This window comes from Mesorhizobium sp. B1-1-5 (assembly GCF_006443065.1).
Classification (GTDB): Bacteria; Pseudomonadota; Alphaproteobacteria; order Rhizobiales; family Rhizobiaceae; genus Mesorhizobium.
Window position 1 is genome coordinate 1 of record NZ_VFWS01000072.1, and the last position, 25,443, is coordinate 25,443.

Sequence of the window (25,443 nt, forward strand, 5' to 3'; positions counted from 1 at the left end):
CACTCCGCTGGAACACCCCTCATCCGTCTCGGCGCTGCGCGCCGATCCACCTTCTCCCACAAGGGGAGAAGGGGAAGACGCGCCACTCACCGTCCGCCAATAACCCCCACGAAAGCCTCGATCGCTCCACGCATCGCCCTTCGGTTCGCAGGGTCTGCCAAAATAGCCTCCACCTCTGCCGGCTTCTTGCCCAGCAGCGCGATCTCCAGCGCCGTCTCCTCGTACATCGCGAACGACATCGTCCGCATCACCTCGGCCAACGCGGCCCGCGCATAGAGCGAGCGGGGCGAGGCGTGGACCAGCATCGCCGGCTTGCCCACCGCCGCGTCGCGCGACACCAGCCAGTCGAGCGCGTTCTTCATGCCGCCGGGCACGCCATGCGCATATTCCGGGCAGGAGACGATGACGCCGTCTGCGCGGGTGATCATCTCGATCAGCTCGGCCGCTTTGGGCGGCGTGCGCTCGCCCTCGTCGTCGGGATTGAAGATCGGCAAGCGGCCGAGGCCATCGTAAACCTCGACGCGGCAGGCCGCGGGGGCATTGGTGGCCAATGCGGCAACCAGGGCCGAGTTGGTCGAGGCGGCGCGCAAGCTGCCCGATATGGCGATGATCTCGATCAAGGGAGAGCCGGACAAAGGATTGAGTCGTCCGGCAAGCCTACCACATGGTCTGGCGGTAATCGTGGTCCAGCTCGCGGTCGATCTCGCCGGCGCTTTCGCTGAGCGCCAGCTGGTCGCGGATGATCTGGCCGAGGGTCGGCAGGGTCGCGCGGTCGTACCAGGTCTCAGGCTTCCACAGATCGGAGCGCATGAAGGCCTTGGCGCAATGCATATAGGCGGCCTTGACCGTCACCACGATCACGCTCTGCGGCTCCTTGCCGTCGACGGCCAGGCGTTCGCGCAAGGTGGGATCGACGGTGATGCGGGCGTCGCCATTGACGCGCAGCGTCTCGTTCATGCCGGGGATGAGGAAAAGCAGTCCGACCGGTGGGTTGCGGATGATGTTTTCCAGCGTGTCCAGACGGTTGTTTCCGGGACGGTCGGGAATGGCGATGGTGGAGTTGTCGAGGATGGCGGCGAAGCCGGGCTTGTCGCCCTTGGGTGTGACGTCGGCATTGCCGGCGCCGTCGGAGGAGCCGATCAGCACGAAGGGGCTCTTGCCGATGAAGGAGCGGCAATGGCCGTCGAGGGCCTTGAGCTCCTTGCGGATCGAGCCGTCGGTCGGCGCGGGCGTCTTGTAGACCGTCCTCAGCTCGTCATGCGTGGTGAGGAATTCCATACCGCCCCCCTTTCTGACGCAATTCCGGACGGAGATTACGGCGAAGTCGCCGAACCCGACCGGCAGCCGCTTTTCCTGGAATTGCTCTAGTTTCCGGCCTTCTCATGCTTGGACTTTTCCTCCAGCGAGTGGCGCATGATCAGCGGCATCTGGCTGAAGGTGAACAGCAAGGTGATCGGGATGGTGCCCCAGACCTTGAAATAAAGCCAGGTCGCCTCGGAAAAGTTGCGCCACACGACCTCGTTGAGCACGGCGAGGAACAGGAAGAACAGGCCCCAGCGGAAGGTCAGCTTGCGCCAGCCCTCGGCATCGAGCTGGAAGGCGGAATCGAAGACGTAGCCGAGCAGCGACCGGCCGAACAGCAGCCCGCCGAGCAGCGTGACGCCGAACAGCGAATTGATGATCGTCGGCTTCATGAAGGCGAAGGTCTTGTCCTGCAGGTAAAGCGCCAGCGCGCCGAAGACGAACACGACGATCGCCGAGACCAGCGGCATCAGCGGCAGGCTGCGCGTCAGCAGCCAGGAGACGCTCAGCGAAAGCGCCGTCGCGGCCATGAAGAAGGCGGTGGCGATCAGGATCGGCTCGCCGAGATGGGCGAGCACCGGGAATTTCTCGGCCAGCCACTCGCCGCGGATGGTGGTGAAGAAGAACACCAGGCCAGGCCCAAGCTCGAGCAGGAACTTCAAGCCGGGGTTGATCGGCTTGCGGCGTGGATCGGACGGGTCGCGTTCGATGATATTCATAAAAGTCCTTCTTGCGCACGATCTGGCCGAAAAGCAGGCGGCCTTGCAAGATCGCGCCTTGTTCAAGCCACGCCGGCGATGGCTCTCGCGAATTCGCTGGCGGAAAACGGTTCAAGGTCGTCGACCTGCTCGCCGACGCCGATGAAATAGACCGGCAGCCGGTGCTTGGCGGCGATCGCCACCAGAATACCGCCGCGCGCCGTGCCGTCCAGCTTGGTCATCACCAGGCCGTTGACGCCGGCGACGTTGCGGAAGATCTCAACCTGGTTCAGCGCGTTCTGGCCGGTTGTGGCATCGACCGTCTGCAGCACCGTGTGCGGCGCTTCGGGATCGAGCTTGCCCAGCACGCGCACGATCTTCTCCAGCTCGGCCATCAGCTCGGTCTTGTTCTGCAGGCGCCCAGCCGTGTCGATGATCAGCACGTCGGAGCCCGCCTCCTTGGCCTTCTCGAATGCGTCATAGGCGAGGCCCGCCGCATCGGCGCCGAGCTTGGAGGCGACGACGGGGGATTTCGTGCGCTCGCCCCAGATCTTGAGCTGCTCGATCGCGGCGGCGCGGAACGTGTCGCCGGCGGCCAGCATCACCTTGAGGCCGCCATCGGTGAGCTTGGCGGCCAGTTTGCCGATGGTGGTGGTCTTGCCGGTGCCATTGACGCCGACGACCAGGACGACATGCGGCTTGTGGCTGAGGTCGAGCTCGAGCGGCCTGGCGACCGGCGCCAGCACCTTCTCCACCTCCGCCGCCATCACGGCGCGGACTTCCGAGTCCGAGACATCCTTGCCGTAGCGGCTGGAGGCAAGCGAATCGGTGACGCGCAGCGCGGTTTCCACGCCGAGATCGGCGCGGATCAGCACGTCCTCCAGGTCCTGCAGCGTGTCTTCGTCCAATTTGCGCTTGGTGAAGACGCCGGCGATGTTGCCGGTGAGCTCGCGCGATGAGCGGGCAAGCCCTTCGCGCATGCGCTGAAACCAGGAGCGCCGCGGCGCCGGCTCCGGCGCCTTCACCGGCTCGGCCTTCTGTTCGACCTTTTTTGAGACCGTTACCTTGCCGGCAGAGGGGGCGGGTGTCGGCGGCGGCGGCAAAGCCTCCGGCTCCGGTGCGATCTCGGCATGGATCGGCTGCAGCTCGACGGGCGCGGGCTGTCGAATAGGAGGCGCGATTTCCGCTACGGCTTCGGCGGATGGTTCCACAGAGGGCGGCGCCGCTGGTGGCACCTCGATGGGCGCCGGCGTTTCGACCGGGACTTCGGCAGGCGGCGTCGGCACTTCGACCGGTGGCTGCTCAGGCAGCGGTTCCGGACGCGAAGGCTCGATGTCCGGCTGAGTCGGCACAGGTGCGGGCACTTCCTGCGGAGCAGGTTCGGGTGCTGGCGCGGGTAAAGGCTCAGGTTGTGCCGGCGGCACTTCCTCGGGGGCAGGCGTCTCCGGCTTCTCGGGCGCCGGTTGCGGCTCTTCTTCCGGCTCGGGCTGAGGCAGCGGTTCCGGCTCGGCGGGAATGGTGGGTTCTGGCACCGGCGGGATGGATGGAGCGGGCTCCGGCTTCGGCTCTTCGGGGACCGGTTGAGGCTCAGCCTCCGGCTTCAGCGCCTCCAGCGCGTCCCATTTGATCGGCGGCAGCGTCTCGTCGACGCGCTCCTCGACGACTTCTTTCCTGCCGAACGAAAATATCTTCTTGAAGAAACCAGCCATGCGTCTCGCAGTTCTCAGGCGGCTTGCGCGGCAAGCGGGGCCGCAATCAGTCGGGCGCCGTCATGGCCGGCGACCATGGCGTCGACGATTTCGCCGGGCGCGCCGGCGTCGATCGCGGCCAGCGTAAAACCTTCGGTGCGGCCAAGCCCGTCGCGCTCGACCAGAATCGATTGCCGTGTGCCGGAGAGCGACGACAAGTGACGACGGTAGGCGGCCTCGCCGGCGACGCGCAGCCTCGCGGCGCGTGCCTTCACCACCTCACGGCGAACCTGCGGCATGCGCGCGGCCGGCGTGCCTTCGCGTGGCGAGAACGGAAAGACGTGGAGATGCGTCAGCCCGCATTCCTCGACTATTCTTTCCGAATTCTCGAACATCGCCTCGGTCTCGGTCGGAAAGCCGGCAATGATGTCGGCGCCGAAGACGACACCGGGACGCAGCTTGCGCACGTCCTCGCAGAAGCGGATCGACTGGTCGCGCAGATGGCGGCGCTTCATGCGCTTCAGGATCATGTCGTCGCCCGACTGCAGCGACAGATGCAGATGCGGCATCAGCCTCTGTTCAGTGGCGATGGCGTCGAGCAGGTCGTCGTCGGCCTCGATGGAATCGATCGAGGACAATCTCAGCCGCTTCACGTCGGGCACCTGGCGCAGGATGGTCTTCACCAGCTTTCCCAGCTTTGGCGCCCCCGGCAGGTCGGCGCCGAAACTGGTCATGTCGACGCCCGTCAAAACGATCTCGGCATAGCCGTTGCCGGCTATCCGCCTCACCTGCTCGACCACCGCGCCCATCGGCACGGAGCGCGAGTTGCCGCGGCCGTAAGGGATGATGCAGAAGGTGCAGCGATGGTCGCAGCCATTCTGCACCTGCACGAAGGCGCGCGCGCGGCCCTCGATGGCGTCGACCATGTGGCTTGCCGTCTCGCGCACCGAAAAGATGTCGTTGACGCGCGCCTTCTCGGTGTCGTTGACGCCGAAATCGGGCAGCGCGCGGTAGGAGTGGGCCTTGAGCTTCTCCTCATTACCGAGCACCAGGTCGACCTCGTCCATTGCGACGAAATTCTGCGGCTCAGTCTGGGCCGCGCAGCCGGTGACGATGATGCGGGCTGAAGGGTTCTCGCGGCGCGCCTTGCGGATCGCCTGCTTGGCCTGGCGCACCGCTTCGGCGGTGACGGCGCAGGTGTTGAAGATGAAGGCGCCGCCATTGAGCTCGCCCAGGCCGGCGCTTTCGGCCTCGCGGCGCATCACTTCCGATTCATAGGTGTTGAGGCGGCAGCCGAAGGTGACGACGTCGATACCTGTCGTGGTGGAGGCTTGGGATACCACGCCTTTTTGAAGGGCGGACATCAGGCGGCGCTTTCGGTGTCGCGAACCCAGGCGCCGGTCGAGGGATCGAAGCTGCCGGAAAATTCCCATTCGGCGGCACCTGTCAGGACGACGTGGTCGTCGTCGCGCCATTCAACATTGAGCTCGCCGCCGCCGGGCGTGAGCAGCGAGACGCTGCGGCCGGTGCGCCTGGTGCGGGCAGCCGCGACCGCGGCGGCGCAAGCCGCCGAGCCGCAGGCCTTGGTGAGGCCGGCGCCGCGCTCCCAGGTGCGGATGATCATCGTGCGAGGCGAAGTCACCTGGGCAATGGTGATGTTGGCGCGCTCGGGGAAGATCGGATGGTTCTCAAGCAGCGGGCCGAAGCGGTCCAGCTCATAAGACCAGACGTCGTTGTCGACCCAGAAGATCACGTGCGGGTTGCCCATCGACACCGCCGAGGGCGAATGCAGCACCGGGGCGTCGATCGGGCCGATCTGCAGCTCGATCATGCGGGTGTCGCGGAACTCTTCCGCCAGCGGGATCTCCTGCCAGCCGAAACGCGGCTTGCCCATGTCGACCGAGATAAGGCCGTCGGCATGCTCCTGCGCATTCAAGATGCCGGCGCGGGTCTCGAAGGTGAAGCTCTTGTTGCCCGTCTCGGCGGCCAGAGCCTGCACCACGCAGCGCATGCCGTTGCCGCAAGCCTGCGCGCTGGTGCCGTCGGAGTTCAGGATGTCGACATAATAGGCGGTGCCCGGCGTCTTCGCGTCGTGGATCGCCATGATCTGGTCGAACTTCGTCGCCGCGTCGTCATTGAGGGCGATCGCGGCCGCCGCCGTCACCTTGTCGGCGCGGCCGCGCATATCGGCAACGATGATCTCGTTGCCGATGCCGTTCATCTTGGCGAAGGGGGCGCTGCCTGCCATCTAACCGGTCGTTCCAATCCGTTTGGGCGCTATATGGCGGAAACGGGCGGGAATTACCAGTCCAGCGTTGGCTCTGGCGACGACGAAGAAGAGGCCGCGCGGCGACCGGTCGCGCAGCGACGACCTGGCGGTCGCGCCAGCGACGACCAAGTGGTCGCGCTTATGTTACCGCGAAGACGCCGAGCACGATCAGCAGGAAGATGATCAGCACGATGCCGATGAGGATGCGCGCGCCGGTAGCGGCCGCGCCTGCCAAAGCCGGCATGCCGAGCAGGCTCGCGGCGGCGGCAATGATGAGAAGGATGATGATCCACCTGATCATGGGAAGCTCCAGCGGTTTGCGTCGTCCGATCAACGCGTTTGGCCGGTTTGGGTTCCTTTGTAGATGGCTGGCACGTCCCATAGCTCTCCCGGTCGCATGGCACGGAAACGCTCCGGCGGCAGGTCTTCGGCGGCCAGCGCCTCGGCCAGTTTCCGGGCCGGCTCATCGACCGGCTCGTCGGTGAGACGAAAGGTGCCCCAGTGGCAGCCGGCGGCGAAGGCGGCATTGCACAGCATCATGCCCTGAACGGCCTCCTGCGGATTCTGGTGCTGCGGCGCCATGAACCAGCGCGGCTCATAGGCTCCGATCGGCAGGATGGCGAGGCGGAAGCCGCCATGCTTTTGCGCCATCAGCCGGTAGTTGATGCCGTCATGGAAACCGGTGTCGCCGGCGAAATAGATATTGCCGGCCATCGTCTCGATGACGAAGCCCGCCCACAGCGCCATGCGGCGGTCGCGCCCGCCGCGTGCCGACCAGTGATGCGCCGGTTCGACATGGATGACTGCCGTGCCGGCATCGAGCCTGTCGCCCCAATCATGCACGCTGAGCCGCATGCCGGGCGCCGCGCGGCCGATGATGGCGTCATTGCCGAGCGGCGCGACCACCAGCGGGTCGTGTTTCTCCCTCAGCCGCTTCAGCGTCACGAGGTCGAGATGGTCGTAGTGATTGTGGCTGATCAGGACCAGGTCGATCGGCGGCAGGTCGGCAAAGGCAATCCCCGGCGCATTGACCCTTCTCGGCCCGGCGAAAGCCAAAGGCGAGGCGCGCTCCGACCAGACCGGGTCGGTCAGGATATTCAACCCCGCCGTCTGGATGAGAAGCGAAGCATGGCCGACCATGGTGAGTCTCAGCGCGCTGCCCTCAACCCGTATATCCGGCTTCGCCGGGGGATACGGGCTCGGAACCGAAGCCGGCCATTTCGCCCGCCCGCCGCCGAATTGCCATTTGATGAGATCGGTGAAGCTCCCGGGCGGCTTGCCGCCGGGATTGAAGAACAGGGCGCCGTCGAAATGATCGCTGGGCGGCCCGCTGTAGTAGCGGTTGGCGGTTCCCGTTCTCGCGGCCATGCTGTCTCCCGCCCGCTTGTGTCGTTTCCTGAGATAAGGACGCGCCGGCCTGGCGCAAGCATTTTGCCGCCGAATGCCAATGGCCGAAGCCGGGCTCGTCTAGGATCGGCAGACTGGGGTGATCGTCATGGTAATGAAGCGAACCAAGACACCGTGGATGAAGGCCGAGGATTTCGGCCGCTCGCTGCCGCTTGGCATCGGCGTCAACCTGCTGGTCACCGACATGGCGGCGATGGAGGCTTTCTGCCGCGACGTGCTTGGCGCGCGGATCATCTATGGCGACGAGGATTTCGCGGCGATCGAGCTGTTGGGCTCGATCTTCATGCTGCATGCCGACCATTCCTATCTGGACAATCCGATGACCGGCGTCACCCAAGGCGCTGAGACTCGCGGGGCCGGCATCGAACTGCGCCTTTACGGCGCCGATCCGGACTCGGTCGAGAAAAAGGCGGCCGCGCTCGGCCACATCGTGCTGGCCGGCTCGATCGACAAGCAGCATGGCTTGCGCGAATGCTACATCGCCGGCCCGGATGGTTACGTGTTCGTGCCGAGCGCCAGGATTTAATATTGATATTTCAATAGATTATAGGTTTTCAGCGGCAGCTTCCCGACCGGGGCCCTCCGCTGCGATAAATTTGCAACAGCCGCTTCGAAAACCCTATTTTAACCATATCGGGTTGAAATTCTGCCACCTTCGCCGTCTTGGTGAAGCGGAGATTACGCGGATGGCTCCCCCCGGCCAGATCCGACGGAGGTGGTAAATGCATTTTTCAAGGACTGGCCTTTTGGCCGTATCGCTGGCCGCGCTCGTTGCGAGCGGCTGCTCGACGTCGCGCTTCTCGTCGATGGACGACCAGCAGCCGGCGCCGCTGACCCCGGCGCCCTCCGGCACGGTGACGCAGAATCAGCTGCCGCCGCCGGCTTCCCCCGGCGCCGCCGATGCGTCGCAATTCCCGACCGCTCCGAAGAACACCCAGGTCGCGTCGCTGCCGCCGGACGGCACGGCGCCCGCCGGCGCCACCGATCTCACCGCAGCCAGCGTCGCCGGCGTCTGGAATGTCAATGTCTCCGGGCAGAGCTGCAAGGTGGCGACGCCGCAGACCAAGTTCGGCGCCGGCTACCGTGCCGGTCCGCTGCACTGCCCGGCGCCGATCGACGGCATCAAGTCGTGGAATGTCGCCGGCAAGCAGCTGACGCTCTACGACGAAAACGGCGGCACGTTGGCCAGGCTCTATTCGTCCGGCGGAGAAAAGTTCGACGGCCAGACTTCCAACGGGCAACCCATCTCGCTTACAAGATAACGCGAAACCGCCCCTTTTTACGCAATTCCGGATGGAACCGTTTCCCCCGGATTGCTCCGGAATGACTTACCCATGCATCTGCGCGACGGTATCCAGACCCACGCGACCGTCAGGCAGCGCTACGAGCATCTCGTCCAGAGCGGCGCGGCCGAGCGCGATCCGGCGCAGGAGCGCATCGTCGCCGCGCTCGATCGGCTGACCGACGAGATCTCGGCAAAAAGGCTGGCGCATAAATCGAGCGCGCTGGGCTGGCTGTTCGCGGCCAAGCGGCAGTCGCGCGAGCCCGTCAAAGGCCTCTATATCCATGGTGGCGTCGGGCGCGGCAAGTCCATGCTGATGGACATGTTCTTCGAGCTGTTGCCGGTCCGGCGCAAGCGCCGCGTGCATTTCAACGACTTCATGGCCGATGTGCAGGACCGCATCCAGAGCCACCGGCAGGCGCGCAAGGAAGGCACGGTCAAGGAAGACGACCCGATCCCGCCGGTGGCGCGGGCGCTCGCCGATGAAGCCTGGGTGCTGTGCTTCGACGAATTCTCGGTCACCGACATCGCCGACGCGATGATACTGTCGCGCCTGTTCTCGGCGCTGTTCGCCAACGGCGTGGTGCTGGTCGCCACCTCCAATGTGGCGCCGGAGAACCTTTATCGCGACGGGCTGAACCGCCAGCTCTTCCTGCCGTTCATCTCGTTGCTCGAGCGCAATGCACATGTGATGACGCTGGATGCCGAGAAGGACTACCGGCAGGAAAAGCTCAACCGCCAGCCGGTCTATGTCACGCCGGACGACGCTGCGGCCGAGCGCGCGCTGGACGAGGCCTGGATGGCGATGACGCGTGGCCAGCCGACCGGCGAGGTGACGCTGACGCTGAAAGGCCGCCAGCTTGTCGTGCCGCGCGCCGCCGGCGATGTCGCGCGCTTTTCCTTTGCCGACCTCTGCGAAAAGCCGCTCGGCGCGCGCGACTATCTGGCGATCGCCGGCCGCTTCTCGACCGTTTTCATCGACCATGTGCCGGTGCTGGGCGAAGGCAAGCGCAACGAGGCCAAGCGCTTCATCCTTTTGATCGACACGCTCTACGACCACCGCATGCGGCTGGTGATGAGCGCCGCGGCGCCGCCCGAACGGCTTTATACGGCCAAGCGCGGCACGGAAGTGTTCGAATTCGAGCGTACAGCCTCGCGCCTGGTCGAAATGCAGAGCCGGGACTGGGCGGAGCGGCGAAAAGAGGAGGTGCCGGCTGCAGAGGTGAGGCAGGCGCAAGCCTGAATTTCGTTCAGTAGCGTTCCTTCGCGCCCCCCTCTGTCCTGCCGGACATCTCCCCCACTTGGGGGGAGATTGCAGCTTTGGCGCCCTGCTCGATCCTGCGCCGTGAACAATTGGCGAAAGCCGCGATGACGGCTGATCTCTCCCCAAATGGGGGAGACGACGGCCGGCAGGCCAGAGGGGGACGCTGTCCCGCCGGCTTTGGAGGGGTGCCCTGCTTAAATCACAACCGCGTCATCGCCCGGATGAAGCCTTCTGATTTCGACGTTCATTGTGTAAATTCTCCTCAGTCGGCTCACAAACTTTGACGTTTACGTAATTCCCAAAGCATCTAACCGATTGAAAATACTGAGGTCAAAATAATCGTTTGAATTTTTTCCGCGCCGGAGTTATTCGGTGCGGCCAAATCTCGCGGTTTCCCGCATCCTTTCGGCCCCTCCGGCCCGTCACGACTTCGTCACAGACAAAGGAAAACATCCTCACATGGCACGCAACAAGATAGCGCTCATCGGCTCGGGCATGATCGGCGGCACGCTCGCCCATATGATCGGCCTCAAGGATCTCGGCGACGTGGTGCTGTTCGACATTGCCGAGGGCATTCCGCAGGGCAAGGGTCTCGACATCGCGCAATCTTCGCCGGTCGACGGCTTCGATTCCCGGCTGACCGGCGTCAACGACTACGCCGGCATCGAGGGCGCGGATGTGTGCATCGTCACCGCCGGCGTGCCGCGCAAGCCCGGCATGAGCCGCGACGACCTTCTCGGCATCAACCTCAAGGTGATGGAGCAGGTCGGCGCCGGCCTCAAGAAATACGCGCCGAAGGCCTTCGTCATCTGCATCACCAACCCGCTCGACGCGATGGTCTGGGCGCTGCAGAAGTTCTCCGGCCTGCCGACCAGCCATGTCGTCGGCATGGCCGGCGTGCTCGACAGCGCCCGCTTCCGCTACTTCCTGGCCGAAGAGTTCAAGGTCTCGGTCGAGGACGTCACCGCCTTCGTGCTCGGCGGTCACGGCGATTCCATGGTGCCGATGATCCGCTATTCGACCGTGTCGGGCATCCCGCTGCCCGACCTCATCAAGATGGGCTGGACCTCAAAGGAAAAGCTCGACCAGATCGTGCAGCGCACCCGCGACGGCGGCGCCGAGATCGTCGGCCTGTTGAAGACCGGCTCGGCCTATTACGCGCCGGCCGCCTCGGCGATCGCGATGGCCGAATCCTACCTCAAGGACAAGAAGCGGGTGCTGCCCTGCGCCGCGCACCTCTCGGGCCAGTATGGTGTGAAGAACACCTATGTCGGCGTTCCGGTGGTGATCGGCGCCGGCGGCGTCGAGCGCGTCATCGAGATCGACCTCTCCAAGGCCGAGCAGAAGATGTTCGATTCCTCGGTCGCGGCGGTCCAGGGCTTGACCGAGGCCTGCACCAAGATCGCCCCGCATCTCGCCGGCAAATAACAGTCCTTCCCGGAGACCACGCGCATGAATATCCATGAGTATCAGGCCAAGGCGCTGCTGAAGACGTTTGGCGCGCCGGTCGCAAGCGGCGTTCCGGTGTTCAAGGCCGGCGAGGCGGAAGCGGCGGCAGAAGCGCTGCCCGGCCCGCTCTATGTCGTGAAGAGCCAGATCCATGCCGGCGGCCGCGGCAAGGGCAAGTTCAAGGAGCTCGGCCCCGACGCCAAGGGCGGCGTGCGGCTGGCGAAGTCGGCGGCGGAAGTCGTCGCCAACGCCAACGAGATGCTCGGCCACACGCTGGTCACCAAGCAGACGGGACCTGCCGGCAAACAGGTCAACCGCCTCTATATCGAGGACGGCGCCGACATCGAGCGCGAGCTCTATCTGTCGATCCTGGTCGACCGCTCGGTCGGCCGCATCGCCTTCGTCGTCTCGACCGAGGGCGGCATGGACATCGAGACGGTCGCGCACGACACGCCGGAAAAGATCGTCACCGTCGCCATCGATCCGGAAAAGGGCGTGAGCGCCGACGACGTGAAGAAGCTCAACGCCGCGCTGAAGCTCGACGGCGATGCGGCGAAGGACGGCGGCACGCTGTTCCCGATCCTCTACAAGGCCTTTGCCGAGAAGGATATGAGCCTGCTCGAGGTCAACCCGCTGATCGTCATGAAGGACGGGCATCTGCGCGTGCTCGATGCAAAGGTGTCGTTCGACAACAATGCCCTGTTCCGCCACCCGGACGTGATGGAATTGCGCGACACTTCCGAGGAGGACGAGAAGGAGATCGAGGCGTCGAAATACGACCTCGCCTATGTCGCGCTCGACGGCAATATCGGCTGCATGGTCAACGGCGCCGGCCTTGCCATGGCGACGATGGACATCATCAAGCTCTACGGTGCTGAGCCGGCTAACTTCCTCGACGTCGGCGGCGGCGCCTCCAAGGAAAAGGTCACGGCGGCGTTCAAGATCATCACCAAGGATCCGGCGGTCGAAGGCATCCTGATCAACATCTTCGGCGGCATCATGAAGTGCGACGTCATCGCCGAGGGCGTGATCGCCGCGGTCAAGGAAGTGGGCCTGAAGGTGCCGCTGGTCGTGCGGCTGGAAGGCACCAATGCCGAGCTCGGCAAGAAGATCATCAACGATAGCGGCCTCAATGTCGTGTCGGCCGACGATCTGGATGACGCGGCCAAGAAGATCGTCAAGGCGGTGAAGGGCTAACCAAGGAGAGCGCTGCGTGAGTAGCTTCCCAGTCCATTGGGAGGAAGAAGTTCAAAGCCTCGATCAGCCGGCCGCGTGTCCGTATTCGATCGATGAAATCAAGCAGTATCTTTGTTGGTGCCACGATCATTGGAAGTTGGACGAGAAGCCGATGCACTACAAAGTGCACGGCGCGGTCGCTGAGCAAACGGAAGATGGGCGGCATTTCTGGCTGTACCGGGCATCAGACGAGGTTGGGCGCGAGTGGTACGTTGTCGTTGGAAGCGGGAAGAGTCCGTTCAAACCTTCGATGAAAATGAGAGGTTGGATGTACGGCAAAGAGAACGTTCTTGGCCTTATGCCTCACCATTATCTGAGAGATGAGATTGGCGACCAGCGCCTCGCGGACGCCAGATGAAAAGGAATGAGCGGATGCCTCCGCGCAAGATAAACCTGGTCGAGGCGGCGGACGCGAAGATCGCCAAGGTCTTCGATCCGCATATCGCCGGCGACATCAACGATGCCCAGGCCAAGGTCGCCAAGTTCGGCGAGGTTTTCGACTGGCATGCGCATGACCATGAGGACGAAGCCTTTCTCGTGCTGCGCGGCAGGATCGCCATCGACTTCCGCGACGGGCCGGTCGAGCTCGCCGAGGGCGACTTCATCGTCGTGCCGCGCGGCGTCGAGCACCGGCCGCGCTCGCTGACGAAAGAGCCGGTGGTGCTGATGTTCGAGCCGGCGACGACCTTGAACACCGGCAATGTCAAAAGTGAATTGACCGTCAGCGAGCTGAAGCGGCTATAGGGGACGGGCGTCATGGGTGACAACCAAACAGTCCAAATGACATTTGATCGGGAAACGATGGACATGCTGGCCGCTTGTGCGAAGTGGCGCGGCGTTTCCATCGAAGAACTGGCCAAGGCCTATGTCGAGGACTGGCTCGACGTCGATTTTCCCGAATCGCAGGGCGGGCACACGCGTCGAGGCATCCATCGGGACGGACCGATCACCCTCGGCGAACAGGCCCGTCAGCAAACCTCGCCGAACTGGCGCGACGAACTTGGAATCAACCGACTGCAACTCCGTTCCGAATAAGGCCGGCACGTAGGCCTCCATAAATCCAAAGGATAGCTCCCCGCATGTCCATTCTCGTCGACAAGAACACCAAGGTGCTGGTTCAGGGTCTGACCGGCAAGACCGGCACCTTCCACACCGAGCAGGCGCTGGCCTATCACGGCACCAAGATGGTGGGCGGCATCCATCCCAAGAAGGGCGGCGAAACCTGGACCGGTTCGAAAGGCGAAAGCCTGCCGATCTTCGCCACCGTCGCCGAGGGCAAGGCAAGGACCGGCGCCAACGCCTCCGTCATCTACGTGCCGCCTGCGGGAGCCGGCGAAGCCATCATCGAGGCGATCGAGGCCGAGATCCCGCTCATCGTCTGCATCACCGAAGGCATCCCTGTGATGGACATGGTCAAGGTCAAGGCGCGGCTCGACCGCTCCACCTCGCGGCTGATCGGCCCGAACTGCCCGGGCGTGCTAACGCCCGACGAATGCAAGATCGGCATCATGCCCGGCAACATCTTCCGCAAGGGCTCGGTCGGCGTTGTTTCGCGCTCGGGAACGCTTACCTATGAAGCAGTCTTCCAGACCACCAATGTCGGCCTCGGCCAGACCACGGCGGTGGGCATCGGCGGCGACCCGGTCAAGGGCACCGAATTCATCGACGTGCTGGAGATGTTCCTCGCCGACGACGAGACCAAGTCGATCATCATGATCGGCGAGATCGGCGGCTCGGCCGAGGAAGACGCCGCGCAGTTCCTCAAGGACGAAGCCAAACGCGGCCGCAAGAAACCGATGGCGGGCTTCATCGCCGGGCGCACCGCGCCGGCCGGCCGCACCATGGGCCACGCGGGCGCGGTGATCTCCGGCGGCAAGGGCGGCGCGGAAGACAAGATCGCGGCGATGGAATCGGCCGGAATAAAAGTTTCGCCCTCGCCGGCCAGGCTCGGCACGACGCTGGTCGAGGCGATCAAGGGTTAAGGGAGTACGGGAGTAAGGGAATAGGGGAGTAGGGAAAGATCAGCGGCAAAAATGCCCTACTCCCCTATTCCCTTACTCCCCTACTCCCTTCCAGAAAAGGAGACGGAGCCAGGCTCCGCAGACGAAAATGGCAAGACAAGATCAGGCCAACGACCAATTCTCGCTCACCTCATTCCTTTATGGCGGCAATGCCGACTATATCGACGCGCTCTACGCGGCCTATGAGGACAATCCCGCCTCCGTCGATCCGGAGTGGCAGGATTTCTTCGCGGCGCTGAAGGATGACGCGGGTGATGTCCGCAAGAACGCCAAGGGCGCGTCCTGGGCGAAGCCTTCCTGGCCGCTCACGGCCAATGGCGAGCTGGTCTCGGCGCTCGACGGCAATTGGGGTCTGGTCGAAAAGGCGATCGAAAAGAAGGTCAAGGAAAAGGCCGTCGTCAACGGCGCGGTGCTTTCCGACGCCGACGTGCACCAGGCGACGCGCGATTCCGTGCGCGCCATCATGATGATCCGCGCCTACCGCATGCGCGGCCACCTGCACGCCAATCTCGACCCGCTCGGCATCGCCAAGCCGCTCGAGGACTACAACGAGCTGTCGCCGGAGAATTATGGCTTCACCGAAGCCGATTACGACCGGCCGATCTTCCTCGACAATGTGCTGGGCCTCGAATTCGGCAGCATCCGGCAGATGCTGGATATCCTGACCCGCACCTATTGCTCGACGCTAGGCGTCGAGTTCATGCACATCTCCGATCCGGAAGAGAAGGCCTGGATTCAGGCGCGCATCGAAGGCGCCGACAAGGAGATCACCTTCACCGCCACCGGCAAGAAGGCGATCCTGTCGAAGCTGGTCGAGGCCGAGGGCTTCGAGCAGTATATCGACGTCAAGTACAAGGGCACCAAGCGTTTCGGCCTCGATGGCAGCGAGTCGCTGATCCCGGCGCTGGAACAGATCGTCAAGCGCGGCGGCCAGCTTGGCCTGAAGGAAATCGTGCTAGGCATGGCGCATCGCGGCCGCCTCAACGTGCTTTCCCAGGTGATGGCCAAGCCGCACCGCGCCATCTTCCACGAATTCAAGGGCGGCTCGGCGGCTCCCGACGAAGTCGAAGGCTCGGGCGACGTCAAGTATCACCTCGGCGCCTCGTCAGACCGCGAGTTCGACGGCAACAAGGTGCACCTGTCGCTGACGGCCAACCCCTCGCATCTGGAAATCGTCGACCCCGTCGTGATGGGCAAGGCGCGCGCCAAGCAGGATCAGTTGTCCGGCCGTGAGCGCGGCGAGATCGTGCCGCTGTCGGAGCGCGCCAAGGTCATGCCGCTGCTGCTGCACGGCGACGCCGCCTTTGCCGGCCAAGGCGTGATCGCGGAAATCCTCGGCCTGTCGGGCCTGCGCGGGCATCGCGTCGCCGGCACGTTGCATTTCATCATCAACAACCAGATCGGTTTCACCACCAATCCGCGCTTCTCGCGTTCCTCGCCCTATCCGTCGGATGTGGCCAAGATGATCGAGGCGCCGATCTTTCACGTCAATGGCGACGATCCGGAAGCGGTGGTGCATGCCGCGAAGGTTGCGACCGAATTCCGCATGAAGTTCCACAAGCCGGTGGTGGTGGACATGTTCTGCTACCGCCGCTTCGGCCACAATGAGGGCGATGAACCGTCCTTCACCCAGCCGATCATGTACCGCAACATCCGCAGCCATAAGACGGTGGTGCAGATCTATGCCGACCGGCTGATCGCCGAAGGCCACGTCACCCAGGCCGAGGTCGACAAGATGCGGGCCGACTGGCGCGCGCATCTGGAAGCCGAATGGGAAGTCGGCCAGCACTACAAGCCCAACAAGGCCGACTGGCTGGACGGCGCCTGGTCGGGCCTGCGCACCGCCGACAACCAGGACGAACAGCGGCGCGGCAAGACCGCCGTGCCGGTGCGCACGCTGAAGGAGATCGGCAAGAAGCTGACCGAGGTGCCGAAGGATTTCGAGGCGCACAAGACCATCCTGCGCTTCCTCGAAAATCGTCGCCAGGCGATCGAGTCGGGCGAAGGCATCGATTGGTCGACGGCCGAGGCGCTGGCCTTCGGCGCCATCCTGCTCGACGGCAATCCGATCCGGCTTTCCGGCCAGGATTCGGAGCGCGGTACCTTCTCGCAGCGCCATTCGGTGCTTTACGACCAGCGCGACGAGAACCGCTACATCCCGCTCAACAACCTGTCGGCGGCGCAGGCCGGCTACGAGGTCATCAACTCGATGCTGTCGGAAGAGGCGGTGCTCGGCTTCGAATATGGCTACAGCCTGGCCGAGCCCAAGGCGCTGACGCTCTGGGAGGCGCAGTTCGGCGACTTCGCCAACGGCGCCCAGGTCGTGTTCGACCAGTTCATCTCGTCGGGCGAGCGCAAGTGGCTCCGCATGTCGGGTCTCGTATGCCTGCTGCCGCATGGCTATGAGGGCCAGGGGCCGGAGCATTCGTCGGCGCGGCTGGAGCGCTTCCTGCAGCTTTGCGCCGAAGACAACATGCAGGTCGCCAACGTCACCACGCCGGCCAATTATTTCCATATCCTGCGCCGGCAGTTGAAGCGCGACTTCCGCAAGCCGCTGATCCTGATGACGCCGAAGTCGCTGCTGCGCCACAAGCGGGCGGTGTCGACGCTGCCGGAAATGTCGGGCGAAAGCTCGTTCCACCGCCTGCTTTGGGACGACGCGCAGCTCTTGGCCGACCAGCCGATCAAGCTGGTGAAGGACTCCAAGATCCGCCGCGTCGTGCTGTGCTCGGGCAAGGTCTATTACGACCTCTATGAGGAGCGCGAGAAGCGCGGCATCAACGACATCTACCTGCTGCGCGTGGAACAGCTCTATCCGTTCCCGGCCAAGGCGCTGATCACCGAACTGTCACGCTTCCGCAACGCCGAGATGGTGTGGTGCCAGGAAGAGCCCAAGAACATGGGGGCCTGGTCGTTTATCGATCCCTATCTCGAATGGGTGCTGGCGCATATCGACGCCAAGCATCAGCGGGTGCGCTACACCGGCCGGCCGGCCTCGGCCTCGCCGGCGACTGGGTTGATGTCGAAGCATCTCAGCCAGCTGGCCGCGCTGCTCGACGACGCTCTCGGCGAATAAGGGCGCCGGGCGGGTAAGCAGACCGGACGAAACAGACCTCAAGAAGACAACGGACAGGCACAATGGCTACCGAAATCCGCGTCCCCACTCTCGGCGAATCCGTCACCGAGGCGACTGTCGGCAAGTGGTTCAAGAAGGTCGGCGACGCGATCGCCACCGACGAGCCCCTGGTCGAGCTCGAAACCGACAAGGTGACGGTGGAAGTGCCCGCCGCGGGCGCCGGAACGCTGGCCGAGATCGCCGTCAAGGAAGGCGAGACGGTTAATGTCGGGGCGCTGCTCGGCTCGATTTCGGCGGGCGGCGCGGCCCCGGCGACCAAGCCGCAGGCAGTCGCCCAGGCTTCCAGCCCGGATGCCGCGTCCACCACCAAGCAGGCCGCGGCCGAAACCGCCAAGATGGCCGGCGACGCCGGTCCGGTCGAGCCGCGCACCATGCCGCCGGCGCCGGCCGCGGCCAAGCTGATCGCGGAACACAATCTCTCGGTCGACCAGCTGTCCGGCTCAGGCAAGCGCGGCCAGGTGCTGAAGGGCGACGTGCTCGACGCCATCGCCAAGGGCGCCCCTTCCCAGCCGGCCGAGACGCCGAAGGCTGCTCTGGCTCCGGCGCCGGTCGTTGCCCGGGCGCCGTCCTCGACCGCCGATGCGCCGCGCGAGGAACGCGTGCGCATGACCAAGCTGCGCCAGACCATCGCGCGCCGCCTGAAAGAGGCGCAGTCGACCGCCGCCATGCTCACCACCTTCAACGAGGTGGATATGAGCGCGGTGATGGCGCTGCGGTCCAAGTACAAGGACGTGTTCGAGAAGAAGCATGGCGTGAAGCTCGGCTTCATGGGCTTCTTCACCAAGGCTGTAACGCACGCGCTGAAGGAGATCCCGGCGGTCAATGCCGAGATCGACGGCACCGACATCATCTACAAGAACTTCGCCCATGTCGGCGTTGCCGTCGGCACCGACAAGGGGCTGGTGGTGCCGGTGGTGCGCGATGCCGACCAGATGTCCATCGCCGAGATCGAGAAGGAGATCGGCCGTCTGGGCCTCGCCGCGCGCGACGGCAAGCTGTCGGTGGCGGATATGCAAGGCGGGACGTTTACGATTTCCAACGGTGGTGTTTACGGATCGCTGATGTCGACGCCGATCCTGAACGCGCCGCAGTCGGGCATTCTTGGCATGCACAAGATCCAGGAGCGGCCGATGGTGGTCGGCGGCCAGATCGTCATCCGGCCGATGATGTATCTGGCGCTGAGCTACGACCACCGCATCGTCGACGGCAAGGAAGCGGTGACCTTCCTGGTGCGGGTCAAGGAAAGCCTGGAGGACCCCGAGCGGCTGGTGCTCGATCTGTGATCGGAGCCGATCCGCAATGAGCGGCTGGCTGGAACGGTTCGGGTTCGGACTCGGCCGGACGGCACGCGGCTTGCGGCGCAGCATCTTCCTGCTTGGCCTCTCCGCCGCCATCCCGTCGCCCGCAACGGCCGCCGACTGGGATCCGGCGACGGCGAGCAGCAATTTCGGCATCTTCGCGCTCAGCGACGCGCAACTGGCGGAGCGCAAGATTGCCGTCACGCCGATCGGCGAGCTCGAACTGCCGACCGGCGAGATCATCGCCTGCGATCCTCTGATCACGACCGACGACTGGCCGGCGCTGGCCCGCAGGGTGAAGCCCGGGCACTATCCGGTCGCGCTGTTCGAGGCGCAGGGCCGGGTCGCCGCGGCGTTCCTTCGCTTCCGGCCCGGCGTGCCGGTGCGCTGGGAGCTCGCCACTCTGCCCGGCCAGGACGTCTCGACGCTGAACGGCGACGAGATCTTCGGCTATCCCGTCGACGCCGGCCTCGGCTCGTTCATGGACAAGGCGGCGATGGCCTTGATGACGGCCGCGCAGGACAAGCTGAAGCCCGATCAGAACTATTATGACGATGTGCTGGCGGCCGAGTTCGCGCCCAACCAGGACCGATTCGTCATGCACCGTCCGGCCGCCGGCAATCCGGTCAACATCGCGATGTTCTGGAGCGGCTGGGGCGATGGCTTCTATCCGTCCTTCTGGGGACTGGACGCGGCGGGCGAGCCGGTGGTCCTGATGACCGACTTCGGCGTGCTCGAAAACGCCGACGGCCGCGAAAGCGACCAGGGCAAGTGATGACGAATGCCGCCTCGCCCATGATCGGATTGATGGCCGGATCGCTGGCGCTTACGGCTGCGAGTTCCGGTGCGCAGGCTGCCTGCCCGATCCAGCTCGCCGTCTATGGCGAAGCAAAGAGCGGCGCCGAGATCGACTTCACGCCGGCCGGCAGCTCGGCGACGATCACCAACGCATTCCGCATGATCCTCGACAACAATGTCGTGCTCGACGGCATCGCCATGTGGACCGAAGGCAGCGCCGCGCGGCCGCACGGCTCGCTGATGTACAAATGCCCGACGGGCGACGTCACCGGCGAGGAGCTTGCCGCCTGCACGGTCTGGGAAGGCGTCGTCTACAGCGCCGACGACAAGGGCACGATCGGCCTGCTGCCGGCCGAAGGCGCCGACGCACCGAAAAGCCTGATCTTTCCCGATCTCGGAGCGTCGCTGGAGATGTCGGCCGCTTATGGCCCTGCCGGTTTTTCCAAGGTGCCATGGGACATTTTCATGCTGAAAGGCTGCCAGGAATGAGCGCGGACAACAAGACGCTGCTGGTTACCGGCGGCAGCCGCGGCATCGGCGCCGCTATCTGCCGACAGGCGAGCCAGGCCGGCTACCGGGTGGCGGTCAACTATGTCTCCAACCAGGCGGCGGCGGACATGCTGGTCGCCGAGCTCAAAGCCGGTGGCGGCGATGCTTTCGCGGTCAGAGGCGATGTCGGCAACGAGGCCGGTGTCCTGGCGATGTTCGAAGTCGTCGACCGGGCGTTCGGCCGGCTCGACGCCTTCGTCAACAATGCCGGCATCGTCGACGTCAAGGCGCGGGTCGACGAGATGAGCGCGGCGCGGCTGGAGCGCATGATGCGCATCAATGTCGTCGGCTCCTTTCTCTGCGCCCGCGAAGCGGTCAAGCGCATGTCGACGCGACACGGCGGCCAGGGCGGTGCCATCGTCAACTTGTCCTCGGCAGCGGCCAGGCTGGGTTCGCCCGGCGAATATGTCGACTATGCCGCCTCCAAGGGCGCGATCGACACCATGACCATCGGCCTAGCGCGTGAGGTGGTGCTCGAAGGCATTCGCGTCAACGCGGTCAGCCCCGGCATCACCGAGACCGAAATCCATGCCTCGGGCGGCCAGCCCGACCGGGTGGCGCGGATGCAGGACCTGCTGCCGATGAAACGCGCCGGGACAGTCGACGAAGTCGCCAGCGCGGTTCTTTATCTTTTGTCGGATGCGGCCTCCTATATAACGGGCGCGATCCTGAATGTGAGCGGCGGCCGCTGAGGGCCAGACCAGAAGGACACCATCATGGCTTATGACGTCGTTATCATCGGATCGGGCCCGGGCGGCTATGTCTGCGCCATCAAGGCGGCACAGCTCGGGCTGAAGACGGCGGTGGTCGAGAAGAGCGCCACTTTCGGCGGCACCTGCCTCAACATCGGCTGCATCCCGTCGAAAGCGCTGCTCCACGCCTCCGAGATGTTCGCGGAAGCCGGCCATGCCTTCGATACGCTGGGCATCGAGCTACCGGCGCCGAAGCTCAACCTGAAGAAGATGATGGCACATAAGGACGCGACGGTGACGTCCAACGTCAACGGCGTCGCGTTCCTGTTCAAGAAGAACAAGATCGATTCCTTTCGCGGCACCGGCAAGGTGATTTCCGGCGGCAAGGTTTCAGTGACGGGCGAGGACGGCAAGGTCGAGGAGATCGAGACCAAGAACATCGTCATCGCCACCGGCTCGGATGTCGCCGGCATTCCGGGCGTCAAGGTCGATTTCGACGAGAAGGCGATCGTCTCCTCCACCGGCGCGTTGTCGTTGGCCAAGGTGCCCGCCAGCCTCGTCGTCGTCGGCGGCGGCGTCATCGGGCTGGAACTCGGCTCGGTGTGGGCCCGGCTCGGCGCCAAGGTCACCGTGGTTGAGTTCCTCGACACTATCCTGGGCGGTATGGACGGCGAGGTGTCGAAGCAGTTCCAGCGGCTGCTTTCCAAGCAGGGTTTCGAGTTCAAGCTCGGCGCCAAGGTCACCGGCGTCTCCAAGGTCAAGAAGGGCGCCAGCGTCACCTTCGAGCCGGTCAAGAGCGGCGCGGCCGAAACCATCGAGGCGGACGTCGTGCTGGTCGCCACCGGGCGGCGCCCCTATGCCGACAGCCTTGGGCTGAAGGAAGCCGGCGTCGAGGTCGACGAGCGCGGCCGCGTCAAGACCGACGGGCATTTGAGGACCAATGTGCCCGGCATTTATGCCATCGGCGACGTCATTGCCGGGCCGATGCTGGCGCACAAGGCCGAGGACGAGGGCGTCGCGGTGGCCGAAACGATCGCCGGCCAGGCCGGCCATGTGAACTACGACGTCATCCCGAGCGTCGTCTACACCAGCCCGGAAATCGCTTCGGTCGGCAAGACCGAAGAAGAGCTGAAGAAGGCGGGCATCGACTACAAGGCCGGAAAATTCCCGTTCAGCGCCAATGGCCGCGCGCGCGCCATGCTGCACACCGATGGCTTCGTGAAGATCCTGGCCGACAAACAAAGCGACCGCGTGCTCGGCGTCCACATCGTCGGCTTCGGCGCCGGCGAGATGATCCACGAGGCGGCGGTGCTGATGGAGTTCGGCGGTTCGTCCGAAGACCTGGCGCGGACCTGCCACGCGCATCCGACGATGTCGGAAGCAGTCAAGGAAGCGGCGCTGGCGACGTTCTTCAAGCCTATTCACATCTGAAAGGCACCATAGGCTTCTTCTATCTTTGTCTGCTATCGGCGTGGCGACTTCGGCAGTTTCTTCGCCTCCTTGGCTAAGGCGGCGATGCGTTCGTCAGCTTCCCGATGGCGTTCAAGCTTCCGCTGCCGATCGAATTTCTCGTACTGCGCTTCAGCGATACGCCTTGCGTCAGAGGTTTTCACGGAGCCGCCGGATCGCAGGACTGTTCGCCCAAGCTGACGCAACTGTTGATCGAGAAGGGTCTGCGCATCCTGCATCACGACAAGCCTGCCCATGTCGAGTTGGTCTTCGAATATGTCGAGCAAGATGGTCGTGAGCCGGTTTAGCTCTTTGATCTCCCCTTCAGCGAGATAGTTCTTCGAAACGGCGAGGTCAGTCTTTCTAATATTGTCGTTTGGCCACGACCGTAAGCCCATGTTTTCAAATTGGTGGTTTGCCCTGGCGGCGATTATTTCCGCGGGCGTCTGTGATGTGACCGCGTAGACCAGCTTGGCTTGCGTCCGTTGATAGAACTCGCGCGCCGCTTCGGTGGTGCCGTCGTAGTCCTGGCACATGGCGCAAATGCTGCGCAGCTCGCGGTAGATGTTCGCCTCGTCGGAACGAATGTCACGGATTATCTCTCGTAGCTCAGCGACCCGATCTGCGCTCTCGGAACGCTTTAGACGTGGAGAATCGACAATGAATCCCTTCTTGGCGAACTGGACCAGGATGCCCGTGGCCCAGCGACGGAAAAGAGTGGCCTGGGTCGATGACACCCGATAGCCAACCGAGATCACCATATCCAGGTTGTAGATGGCGACCGGCCTGCCCAGACTTATGTGCATTTTTTGCACAGAAGTCGCTTCGTCGAGTTCCCCCTCCTCAATTACATTGTTGATATGCCGCGTGATCGTGGTGCGATCCCGCCCAAATAGGTCGGCAATCTGCGCCTGCGTCATCCACAGGGTGTCACCTTCGAAGCGGATATCGAGTTGAATGCCTTTTTCGGTGCTGTAGACGAGAAACCGATCGCCAGTCTCTTCGTCTTCTACCAGATGCACCGGTTCATTTTCATCATCAGTCATAGGGATGCCCGACTCGGTTGCGCGAGAACATTATAGCAACTTCCGCTACCGCACGCCCGGTCCTGCCACCATTCTCCGCGATTTGCCTGCCCCAACCAAAACGGCCCGCCTCTCGGCGGGCCGTTCATCTTCAAGCTGTTGCCAGGTTACTGAGCCGGCGCAGGTGCCGGGGCTGGCGCAGGGGTGGGCGCGGGCGCGGGCGCAGGTGCCGGAGCTGGCGCGGGAGCCGGGGCAGGCGCCGGAGTTGGCTCAGGCGCCGGAGCAGGCGTTGCAGGGGCCGGAGCCGGCGTGCTGGCGGCCGGCGGCTCAGCCGGTGCGGGCGCATGCTCGCCGCCGCTTCTGCCAAAGACATAATACGCAACCACGGCCAGGATAATGACAACAAGGGCGATCAGCCAGCCGCTGCCGCCGCCACCGCCACTCGAGGTGGGAGGCGTGCTCGAAGGGGTGAACGGGTCGTTAGGGTTCGCCATGAAACGTGTCCTCCTTGGATGAAAGTCATCAAAATAACAGCCATCAACGCGCTGAGCCCGCATCGGGTTTCACGCGGACGGACGGAAAGCGCTGAAAAACCGGCGTTTTCAGGTCCGCCAGCCGCCAGACGACTCAGTTGACGGCGGTAACACTATACCCTGCCTTGCGAAAATCCTCGACCAGTCCTTCCGGACCGGGCAGATGCATGGCGCCGACGGCCATGAAGACGTTGCCCTTGGCCAATATCGGCCCGGCATGCGCCGCCATCACCTTATTGCGGCTGGTGATCATGGTCTGCTCGAAGGCGGCATAGCCGGCCTTGTCGTCCGCCGTCTCCGGCAGCACGGCGCGGAACAGCGGCCAGAACATGCCGACCTCGCCACGCTGGTAGAGCACGATCATCGTCTCGTTGACGTCGTTCACCTTGTCGCCGAGCTTCATCGTCTCGACCAGGCTCTTCATGTGGAATTCGATCGGCAGCGAGGCCATCGCGCGCAACTGATCAACGGCGGTTTCGAGCCCTTCGACGTCCTTTCCCGAAGCCTTGGCGTCCGAGGCAAGCTTGACGTCCAGCACGGGTTCGCCGGCGCTCTGGCGCGCCACCTCGCAGGCCGGCAACGCCATCATCGCCGACAGGATCCACGGCTTCATCTTGGCGACCGTCGCCGGCGGGATGCCACGCGCGTCGAGCCCCTTGTCCAGCGCCGCCGCATCGTCGGGCGACAAGAGCGACGACAGCGTGGTGTTGTCGGTGAACATCATCAGGCCGGGTTCGCTGGCCATCGCGGCCATCATCTTGGCCTTGTCCATCGCATCGGTGGTTTCGATGACGATTGTGCCCGCGCCGTCATAGGCTTTCTGCGCCGCGGCCGGCAGCGTCGTGACGCGCGTATCCGTCATGTGCATGGTGCCGAACAGATAGGACGGTTTTTCGCCGGGCTTCTCCAGCTTCCACAGCAGGCCCTTGCCGTTGGGTACGGCCGCGGCCTCGGTCTCGACCTTCTTGAAGGCGGCGGGATCGTTCTTCTCCAGCGCGGTCAAAAGATCGGCGCCGGCGCAATTGGGCGCTGCGGCATGGGCCCGGCTGGCGAGCAGCAGAACGGCGAGGAAAGACAGGAAAAACAGCAGGTTGAGCGCTGCAAGCAGCTTCAACGAGACCAGGGCCGCGCGGTCGGCGATGGCGATGACGCGTTTCATGGGAAGCGTCTTAGCGCCGAAAAGCGGCAAAACGGTTAACCGGGAGGATGAAATTGTTTCCGATCCGGTGAGCTTTGATGTTCGCTCGGGTTGTCGGAAGGAATGCGTTGACCGAAACGTCTATCGCTTCGTCATCCACGGGCGGAGCAAGGAGCGAAGCGACGCAGCGCAGACCCTGGAATCCATGC

At 64.2% G+C, this 25,443-nt stretch carries 25 protein-coding genes and 1 pseudogene; 16 read left to right on the forward strand and 10 right to left on the reverse strand.

Features of this window, described 5'->3' with window-relative positions; translation table 11 throughout:
* Positions 1-86: 86 nt before the first annotated feature.
* The 8 genes from FJ980_RS20050 to FJ980_RS20085 form a co-directional block, all read right to left on the reverse strand.
* Complete coding sequence (locus tag FJ980_RS20050; protein ID WP_140545540.1) at positions 87-620, reverse strand: NADPH-dependent FMN reductase; 534 nt, start codon at positions 618-620, stop codon at positions 87-89.
* A 37-nt stretch (positions 621-657) separates the two neighbouring features.
* Entirely contained in the window at positions 658-1,278 is a 621-nt protein-coding gene (locus FJ980_RS20055) for a pyridoxamine 5'-phosphate oxidase family protein (RefSeq protein WP_140545541.1), read from the reverse strand.
* 86 nt (positions 1,279-1,364) lie between these two features.
* Positions 1,365-2,021: a septation protein A gene (locus FJ980_RS20060; RefSeq protein ID WP_140545542.1), complete on the reverse strand. Its 657-nt coding sequence runs from the start codon at positions 2,019-2,021 to the stop codon at positions 1,365-1,367.
* A gap of 62 nt (positions 2,022-2,083) precedes the next feature.
* Positions 2,084-3,709 carry a signal recognition particle-docking protein FtsY gene (gene ftsY, locus FJ980_RS20065; protein WP_140545543.1) on the reverse strand — a complete coding sequence of 542 codons (1,626 nt, stop codon included), beginning with the start codon at positions 3,707-3,709 and terminating at the stop codon, positions 2,084-2,086.
* A 14-nt stretch (positions 3,710-3,723) separates the two neighbouring features.
* A complete protein-coding gene (gene mtaB / locus FJ980_RS20070) occupies positions 3,724-5,052 on the reverse strand; it encodes a tRNA (N(6)-L-threonylcarbamoyladenosine(37)-C(2))-methylthiotransferase MtaB (RefSeq protein ID WP_140545544.1) in 1,329 nt (442 codons plus the stop codon).
* Positions 5,052-5,936, reverse strand: coding sequence for a diaminopimelate epimerase (gene dapF, locus FJ980_RS20075; protein ID WP_140545545.1), 885 nt, complete (start codon positions 5,934-5,936; stop codon positions 5,052-5,054). Before dapF ends, mtaB begins: the two co-directional genes overlap by 1 nt.
* Before the next feature lie 160 nt (positions 5,937-6,096).
* Positions 6,097-6,258 (reverse strand): DUF1328 family protein, encoded by a 162-nt coding sequence (locus FJ980_RS20080; RefSeq protein ID WP_031195454.1) that lies wholly within the window; start codon positions 6,256-6,258, stop codon positions 6,097-6,099.
* A 29-nt stretch (positions 6,259-6,287) separates the two neighbouring features.
* The gene (locus FJ980_RS20085) at positions 6,288-7,325 is read right to left on the reverse strand and encodes an MBL fold metallo-hydrolase (protein ID WP_140545546.1); all 1,038 of its coding nucleotides are present in this window, start codon (positions 7,323-7,325) and stop codon (positions 6,288-6,290) included.
* 127 nt (positions 7,326-7,452) lie between these two features.
* On the opposite strand from FJ980_RS20085, the gene FJ980_RS20090 reads away from it, so the two are divergent.
* The 15 genes from FJ980_RS20090 to lpdA all read left to right on the forward strand — a co-directional run bounded on the left by FJ980_RS20090 (position 7,453) and on the right by lpdA (position 22,520).
* A complete protein-coding gene (locus tag FJ980_RS20090; RefSeq protein ID WP_140545547.1) occupies positions 7,453-7,890 on the forward strand; it encodes a VOC family protein in 438 nt (145 codons plus the stop codon).
* 196 nt (positions 7,891-8,086) lie between these two features.
* Positions 8,087-8,626: a protease inhibitor Inh/omp19 family protein gene (locus FJ980_RS20095; RefSeq protein WP_140545548.1), complete on the forward strand. Its 540-nt coding sequence runs from the start codon at positions 8,087-8,089 to the stop codon at positions 8,624-8,626.
* A gap of 72 nt (positions 8,627-8,698) precedes the next feature.
* Complete coding sequence (gene zapE, locus FJ980_RS20100) at positions 8,699-9,889, forward strand: cell division protein ZapE (protein WP_140545549.1); 1,191 nt, start codon at positions 8,699-8,701, stop codon at positions 9,887-9,889.
* 480 nt (positions 9,890-10,369) lie between these two features.
* Positions 10,370-11,338, forward strand: coding sequence for a malate dehydrogenase (mdh, locus tag FJ980_RS20105; protein WP_140545550.1), 969 nt, complete (start codon positions 10,370-10,372; stop codon positions 11,336-11,338).
* A gap of 24 nt (positions 11,339-11,362) precedes the next feature.
* Positions 11,363-12,556, forward strand: a complete 1,194-nt coding sequence (sucC, locus tag FJ980_RS20110) for an ADP-forming succinate--CoA ligase subunit beta (RefSeq protein ID WP_140545551.1) — start codon at positions 11,363-11,365, stop codon at positions 12,554-12,556.
* A gap of 16 nt (positions 12,557-12,572) precedes the next feature.
* Entirely contained in the window at positions 12,573-12,953 is a 381-nt protein-coding gene (locus FJ980_RS20115) for a hypothetical protein (protein WP_140545552.1), read from the forward strand.
* Positions 12,954-12,967: 14 nt separating this feature from the next.
* Positions 12,968-13,339 carry a cupin domain-containing protein gene (locus FJ980_RS20120; protein ID WP_140545553.1) on the forward strand — a complete coding sequence of 124 codons (372 nt, stop codon included), beginning with the start codon at positions 12,968-12,970 and terminating at the stop codon, positions 13,337-13,339.
* Between the two features lie 12 nt (positions 13,340-13,351).
* On the forward strand, positions 13,352-13,630 hold the full coding sequence (locus FJ980_RS20125) for a hypothetical protein (RefSeq protein WP_140545554.1): 279 nt from the start codon (positions 13,352-13,354) through the stop codon (positions 13,628-13,630).
* A gap of 44 nt (positions 13,631-13,674) precedes the next feature.
* A complete protein-coding gene (gene sucD, locus FJ980_RS20130) occupies positions 13,675-14,577 on the forward strand; it encodes a succinate--CoA ligase subunit alpha (RefSeq protein WP_126080453.1) in 903 nt (300 codons plus the stop codon).
* A gap of 127 nt (positions 14,578-14,704) precedes the next feature.
* Positions 14,705-17,692, forward strand: coding sequence for a 2-oxoglutarate dehydrogenase E1 component (locus tag FJ980_RS20135; RefSeq protein WP_140545555.1), 2,988 nt, complete (start codon positions 14,705-14,707; stop codon positions 17,690-17,692).
* Positions 17,693-17,754: 62 nt separating this feature from the next.
* A complete protein-coding gene (odhB, locus tag FJ980_RS20140) occupies positions 17,755-19,035 on the forward strand; it encodes a 2-oxoglutarate dehydrogenase complex dihydrolipoyllysine-residue succinyltransferase (RefSeq protein WP_140545556.1) in 1,281 nt (426 codons plus the stop codon).
* A gap of 16 nt (positions 19,036-19,051) precedes the next feature.
* Positions 19,052-19,825, forward strand: a complete 774-nt coding sequence (locus FJ980_RS20145; RefSeq protein WP_140545557.1) for a DUF4241 domain-containing protein — start codon at positions 19,052-19,054, stop codon at positions 19,823-19,825.
* On the forward strand, positions 19,825-20,337 hold the full coding sequence (locus FJ980_RS20150; protein WP_140545558.1) for a hypothetical protein: 513 nt from the start codon (positions 19,825-19,827) through the stop codon (positions 20,335-20,337). Before FJ980_RS20145 ends, FJ980_RS20150 begins: the two co-directional genes overlap by 1 nt.
* Positions 20,334-21,089, forward strand: a complete 756-nt coding sequence (locus FJ980_RS20155) for an SDR family oxidoreductase (RefSeq protein WP_140545559.1) — start codon at positions 20,334-20,336, stop codon at positions 21,087-21,089. The genes FJ980_RS20150 and FJ980_RS20155 overlap by 4 nt, the downstream gene beginning before the upstream one ends.
* A 24-nt stretch (positions 21,090-21,113) precedes the next feature.
* The gene (gene lpdA, locus FJ980_RS20160; protein ID WP_140545560.1) at positions 21,114-22,520 is read left to right on the forward strand and encodes a dihydrolipoyl dehydrogenase; all 1,407 of its coding nucleotides are present in this window, start codon (positions 21,114-21,116) and stop codon (positions 22,518-22,520) included.
* A gap of 32 nt (positions 22,521-22,552) precedes the next feature.
* Here the strand turns inward: lpdA and rhuM are convergent, their stop codons facing one another.
* Together rhuM and FJ980_RS20175 are read right to left on the reverse strand one after the other, a co-directional pair.
* The gene (rhuM, locus tag FJ980_RS20165; protein ID WP_140545561.1) at positions 22,553-23,584 is read right to left on the reverse strand and encodes a RhuM family protein; all 1,032 of its coding nucleotides are present in this window, start codon (positions 23,582-23,584) and stop codon (positions 22,553-22,555) included.
* A gap of 606 nt (positions 23,585-24,190) precedes the next feature.
* A complete protein-coding gene (locus FJ980_RS20175; protein ID WP_140545562.1) occupies positions 24,191-25,255 on the reverse strand; it encodes a TraB/GumN family protein in 1,065 nt (354 codons plus the stop codon).
* Between FJ980_RS20175 and FJ980_RS35090 the strand changes: the two are divergent.
* Positions 25,242-25,443 (forward strand): annotated as a pseudogene (locus tag FJ980_RS35090) (hypothetical protein); the annotation flags it as partial. The gene FJ980_RS20175 and the pseudogene FJ980_RS35090 overlap by 14 nt on opposite strands.

What these genes read in the sequence shown, in the direction of transcription:
- FJ980_RS20055 (WP_140545541.1), bottom strand. Translation starts at nt 1,278, where the DNA reads ATGGAATTCCTCACCACGCATGACGAGCTGAGGACGGTCTACAAGACG.
- FJ980_RS20060 (WP_140545542.1), bottom strand. Translation starts at nt 2,021, where the DNA reads ATGAATATCATCGAACGCGACCCGTCCGATCCACGCCGCAAGCCGATC.
- ftsY (WP_140545543.1), bottom strand. Translation starts at nt 3,709, where the DNA reads ATGGCTGGTTTCTTCAAGAAGATATTTTCGTTCGGCAGGAAAGAAGTC.
- mtaB (WP_140545544.1), bottom strand. Translation starts at nt 5,052, where the DNA reads ATGTCCGCCCTTCAAAAAGGCGTGGTATCCCAAGCCTCCACCACGACA.
- dapF (WP_140545545.1), bottom strand. Translation starts at nt 5,936, where the DNA reads ATGGCAGGCAGCGCCCCCTTCGCCAAGATGAACGGCATCGGCAACGAG.
- FJ980_RS20080 (WP_031195454.1), bottom strand. Translation starts at nt 6,258, where the DNA reads ATGATCAGGTGGATCATCATCCTTCTCATCATTGCCGCCGCCGCGAGC.
- FJ980_RS20085 (WP_140545546.1), bottom strand. Translation starts at nt 7,325, where the DNA reads ATGGCCGCGAGAACGGGAACCGCCAACCGCTACTACAGCGGGCCGCCC.
- FJ980_RS20090 (WP_140545547.1), top strand. Translation starts at nt 7,453, where the DNA reads ATGGTAATGAAGCGAACCAAGACACCGTGGATGAAGGCCGAGGATTTC.
- FJ980_RS20095 (WP_140545548.1), top strand. Translation starts at nt 8,087, where the DNA reads ATGCATTTTTCAAGGACTGGCCTTTTGGCCGTATCGCTGGCCGCGCTC.
- zapE (WP_140545549.1), top strand. Translation starts at nt 8,699, where the DNA reads ATGCATCTGCGCGACGGTATCCAGACCCACGCGACCGTCAGGCAGCGC.
- mdh (WP_140545550.1), top strand. Translation starts at nt 10,370, where the DNA reads ATGGCACGCAACAAGATAGCGCTCATCGGCTCGGGCATGATCGGCGGC.
- sucC (WP_140545551.1), top strand. Translation starts at nt 11,363, where the DNA reads ATGAATATCCATGAGTATCAGGCCAAGGCGCTGCTGAAGACGTTTGGC.
- FJ980_RS20120 (WP_140545553.1), top strand. Translation starts at nt 12,968, where the DNA reads ATGCCTCCGCGCAAGATAAACCTGGTCGAGGCGGCGGACGCGAAGATC.
- FJ980_RS20125 (WP_140545554.1), top strand. Translation starts at nt 13,352, where the DNA reads ATGGGTGACAACCAAACAGTCCAAATGACATTTGATCGGGAAACGATG.
- sucD (WP_126080453.1), top strand. Translation starts at nt 13,675, where the DNA reads ATGTCCATTCTCGTCGACAAGAACACCAAGGTGCTGGTTCAGGGTCTG.
- FJ980_RS20135 (WP_140545555.1), top strand. Translation starts at nt 14,705, where the DNA reads ATGGCAAGACAAGATCAGGCCAACGACCAATTCTCGCTCACCTCATTC.
- odhB (WP_140545556.1), top strand. Translation starts at nt 17,755, where the DNA reads ATGGCTACCGAAATCCGCGTCCCCACTCTCGGCGAATCCGTCACCGAG.
- FJ980_RS20145 (WP_140545557.1), top strand. Translation starts at nt 19,052, where the DNA reads ATGAGCGGCTGGCTGGAACGGTTCGGGTTCGGACTCGGCCGGACGGCA.
- FJ980_RS20150 (WP_140545558.1), top strand. Translation starts at nt 19,825, where the DNA reads ATGACGAATGCCGCCTCGCCCATGATCGGATTGATGGCCGGATCGCTG.
- FJ980_RS20155 (WP_140545559.1), top strand. Translation starts at nt 20,334, where the DNA reads ATGAGCGCGGACAACAAGACGCTGCTGGTTACCGGCGGCAGCCGCGGC.
- lpdA (WP_140545560.1), top strand. Translation starts at nt 21,114, where the DNA reads ATGGCTTATGACGTCGTTATCATCGGATCGGGCCCGGGCGGCTATGTC.
- rhuM (WP_140545561.1), bottom strand. Translation starts at nt 23,584, where the DNA reads ATGACTGATGATGAAAATGAACCGGTGCATCTGGTAGAAGACGAAGAG.
- FJ980_RS20175 (WP_140545562.1), bottom strand. Translation starts at nt 25,255, where the DNA reads ATGAAACGCGTCATCGCCATCGCCGACCGCGCGGCCCTGGTCTCGTTG.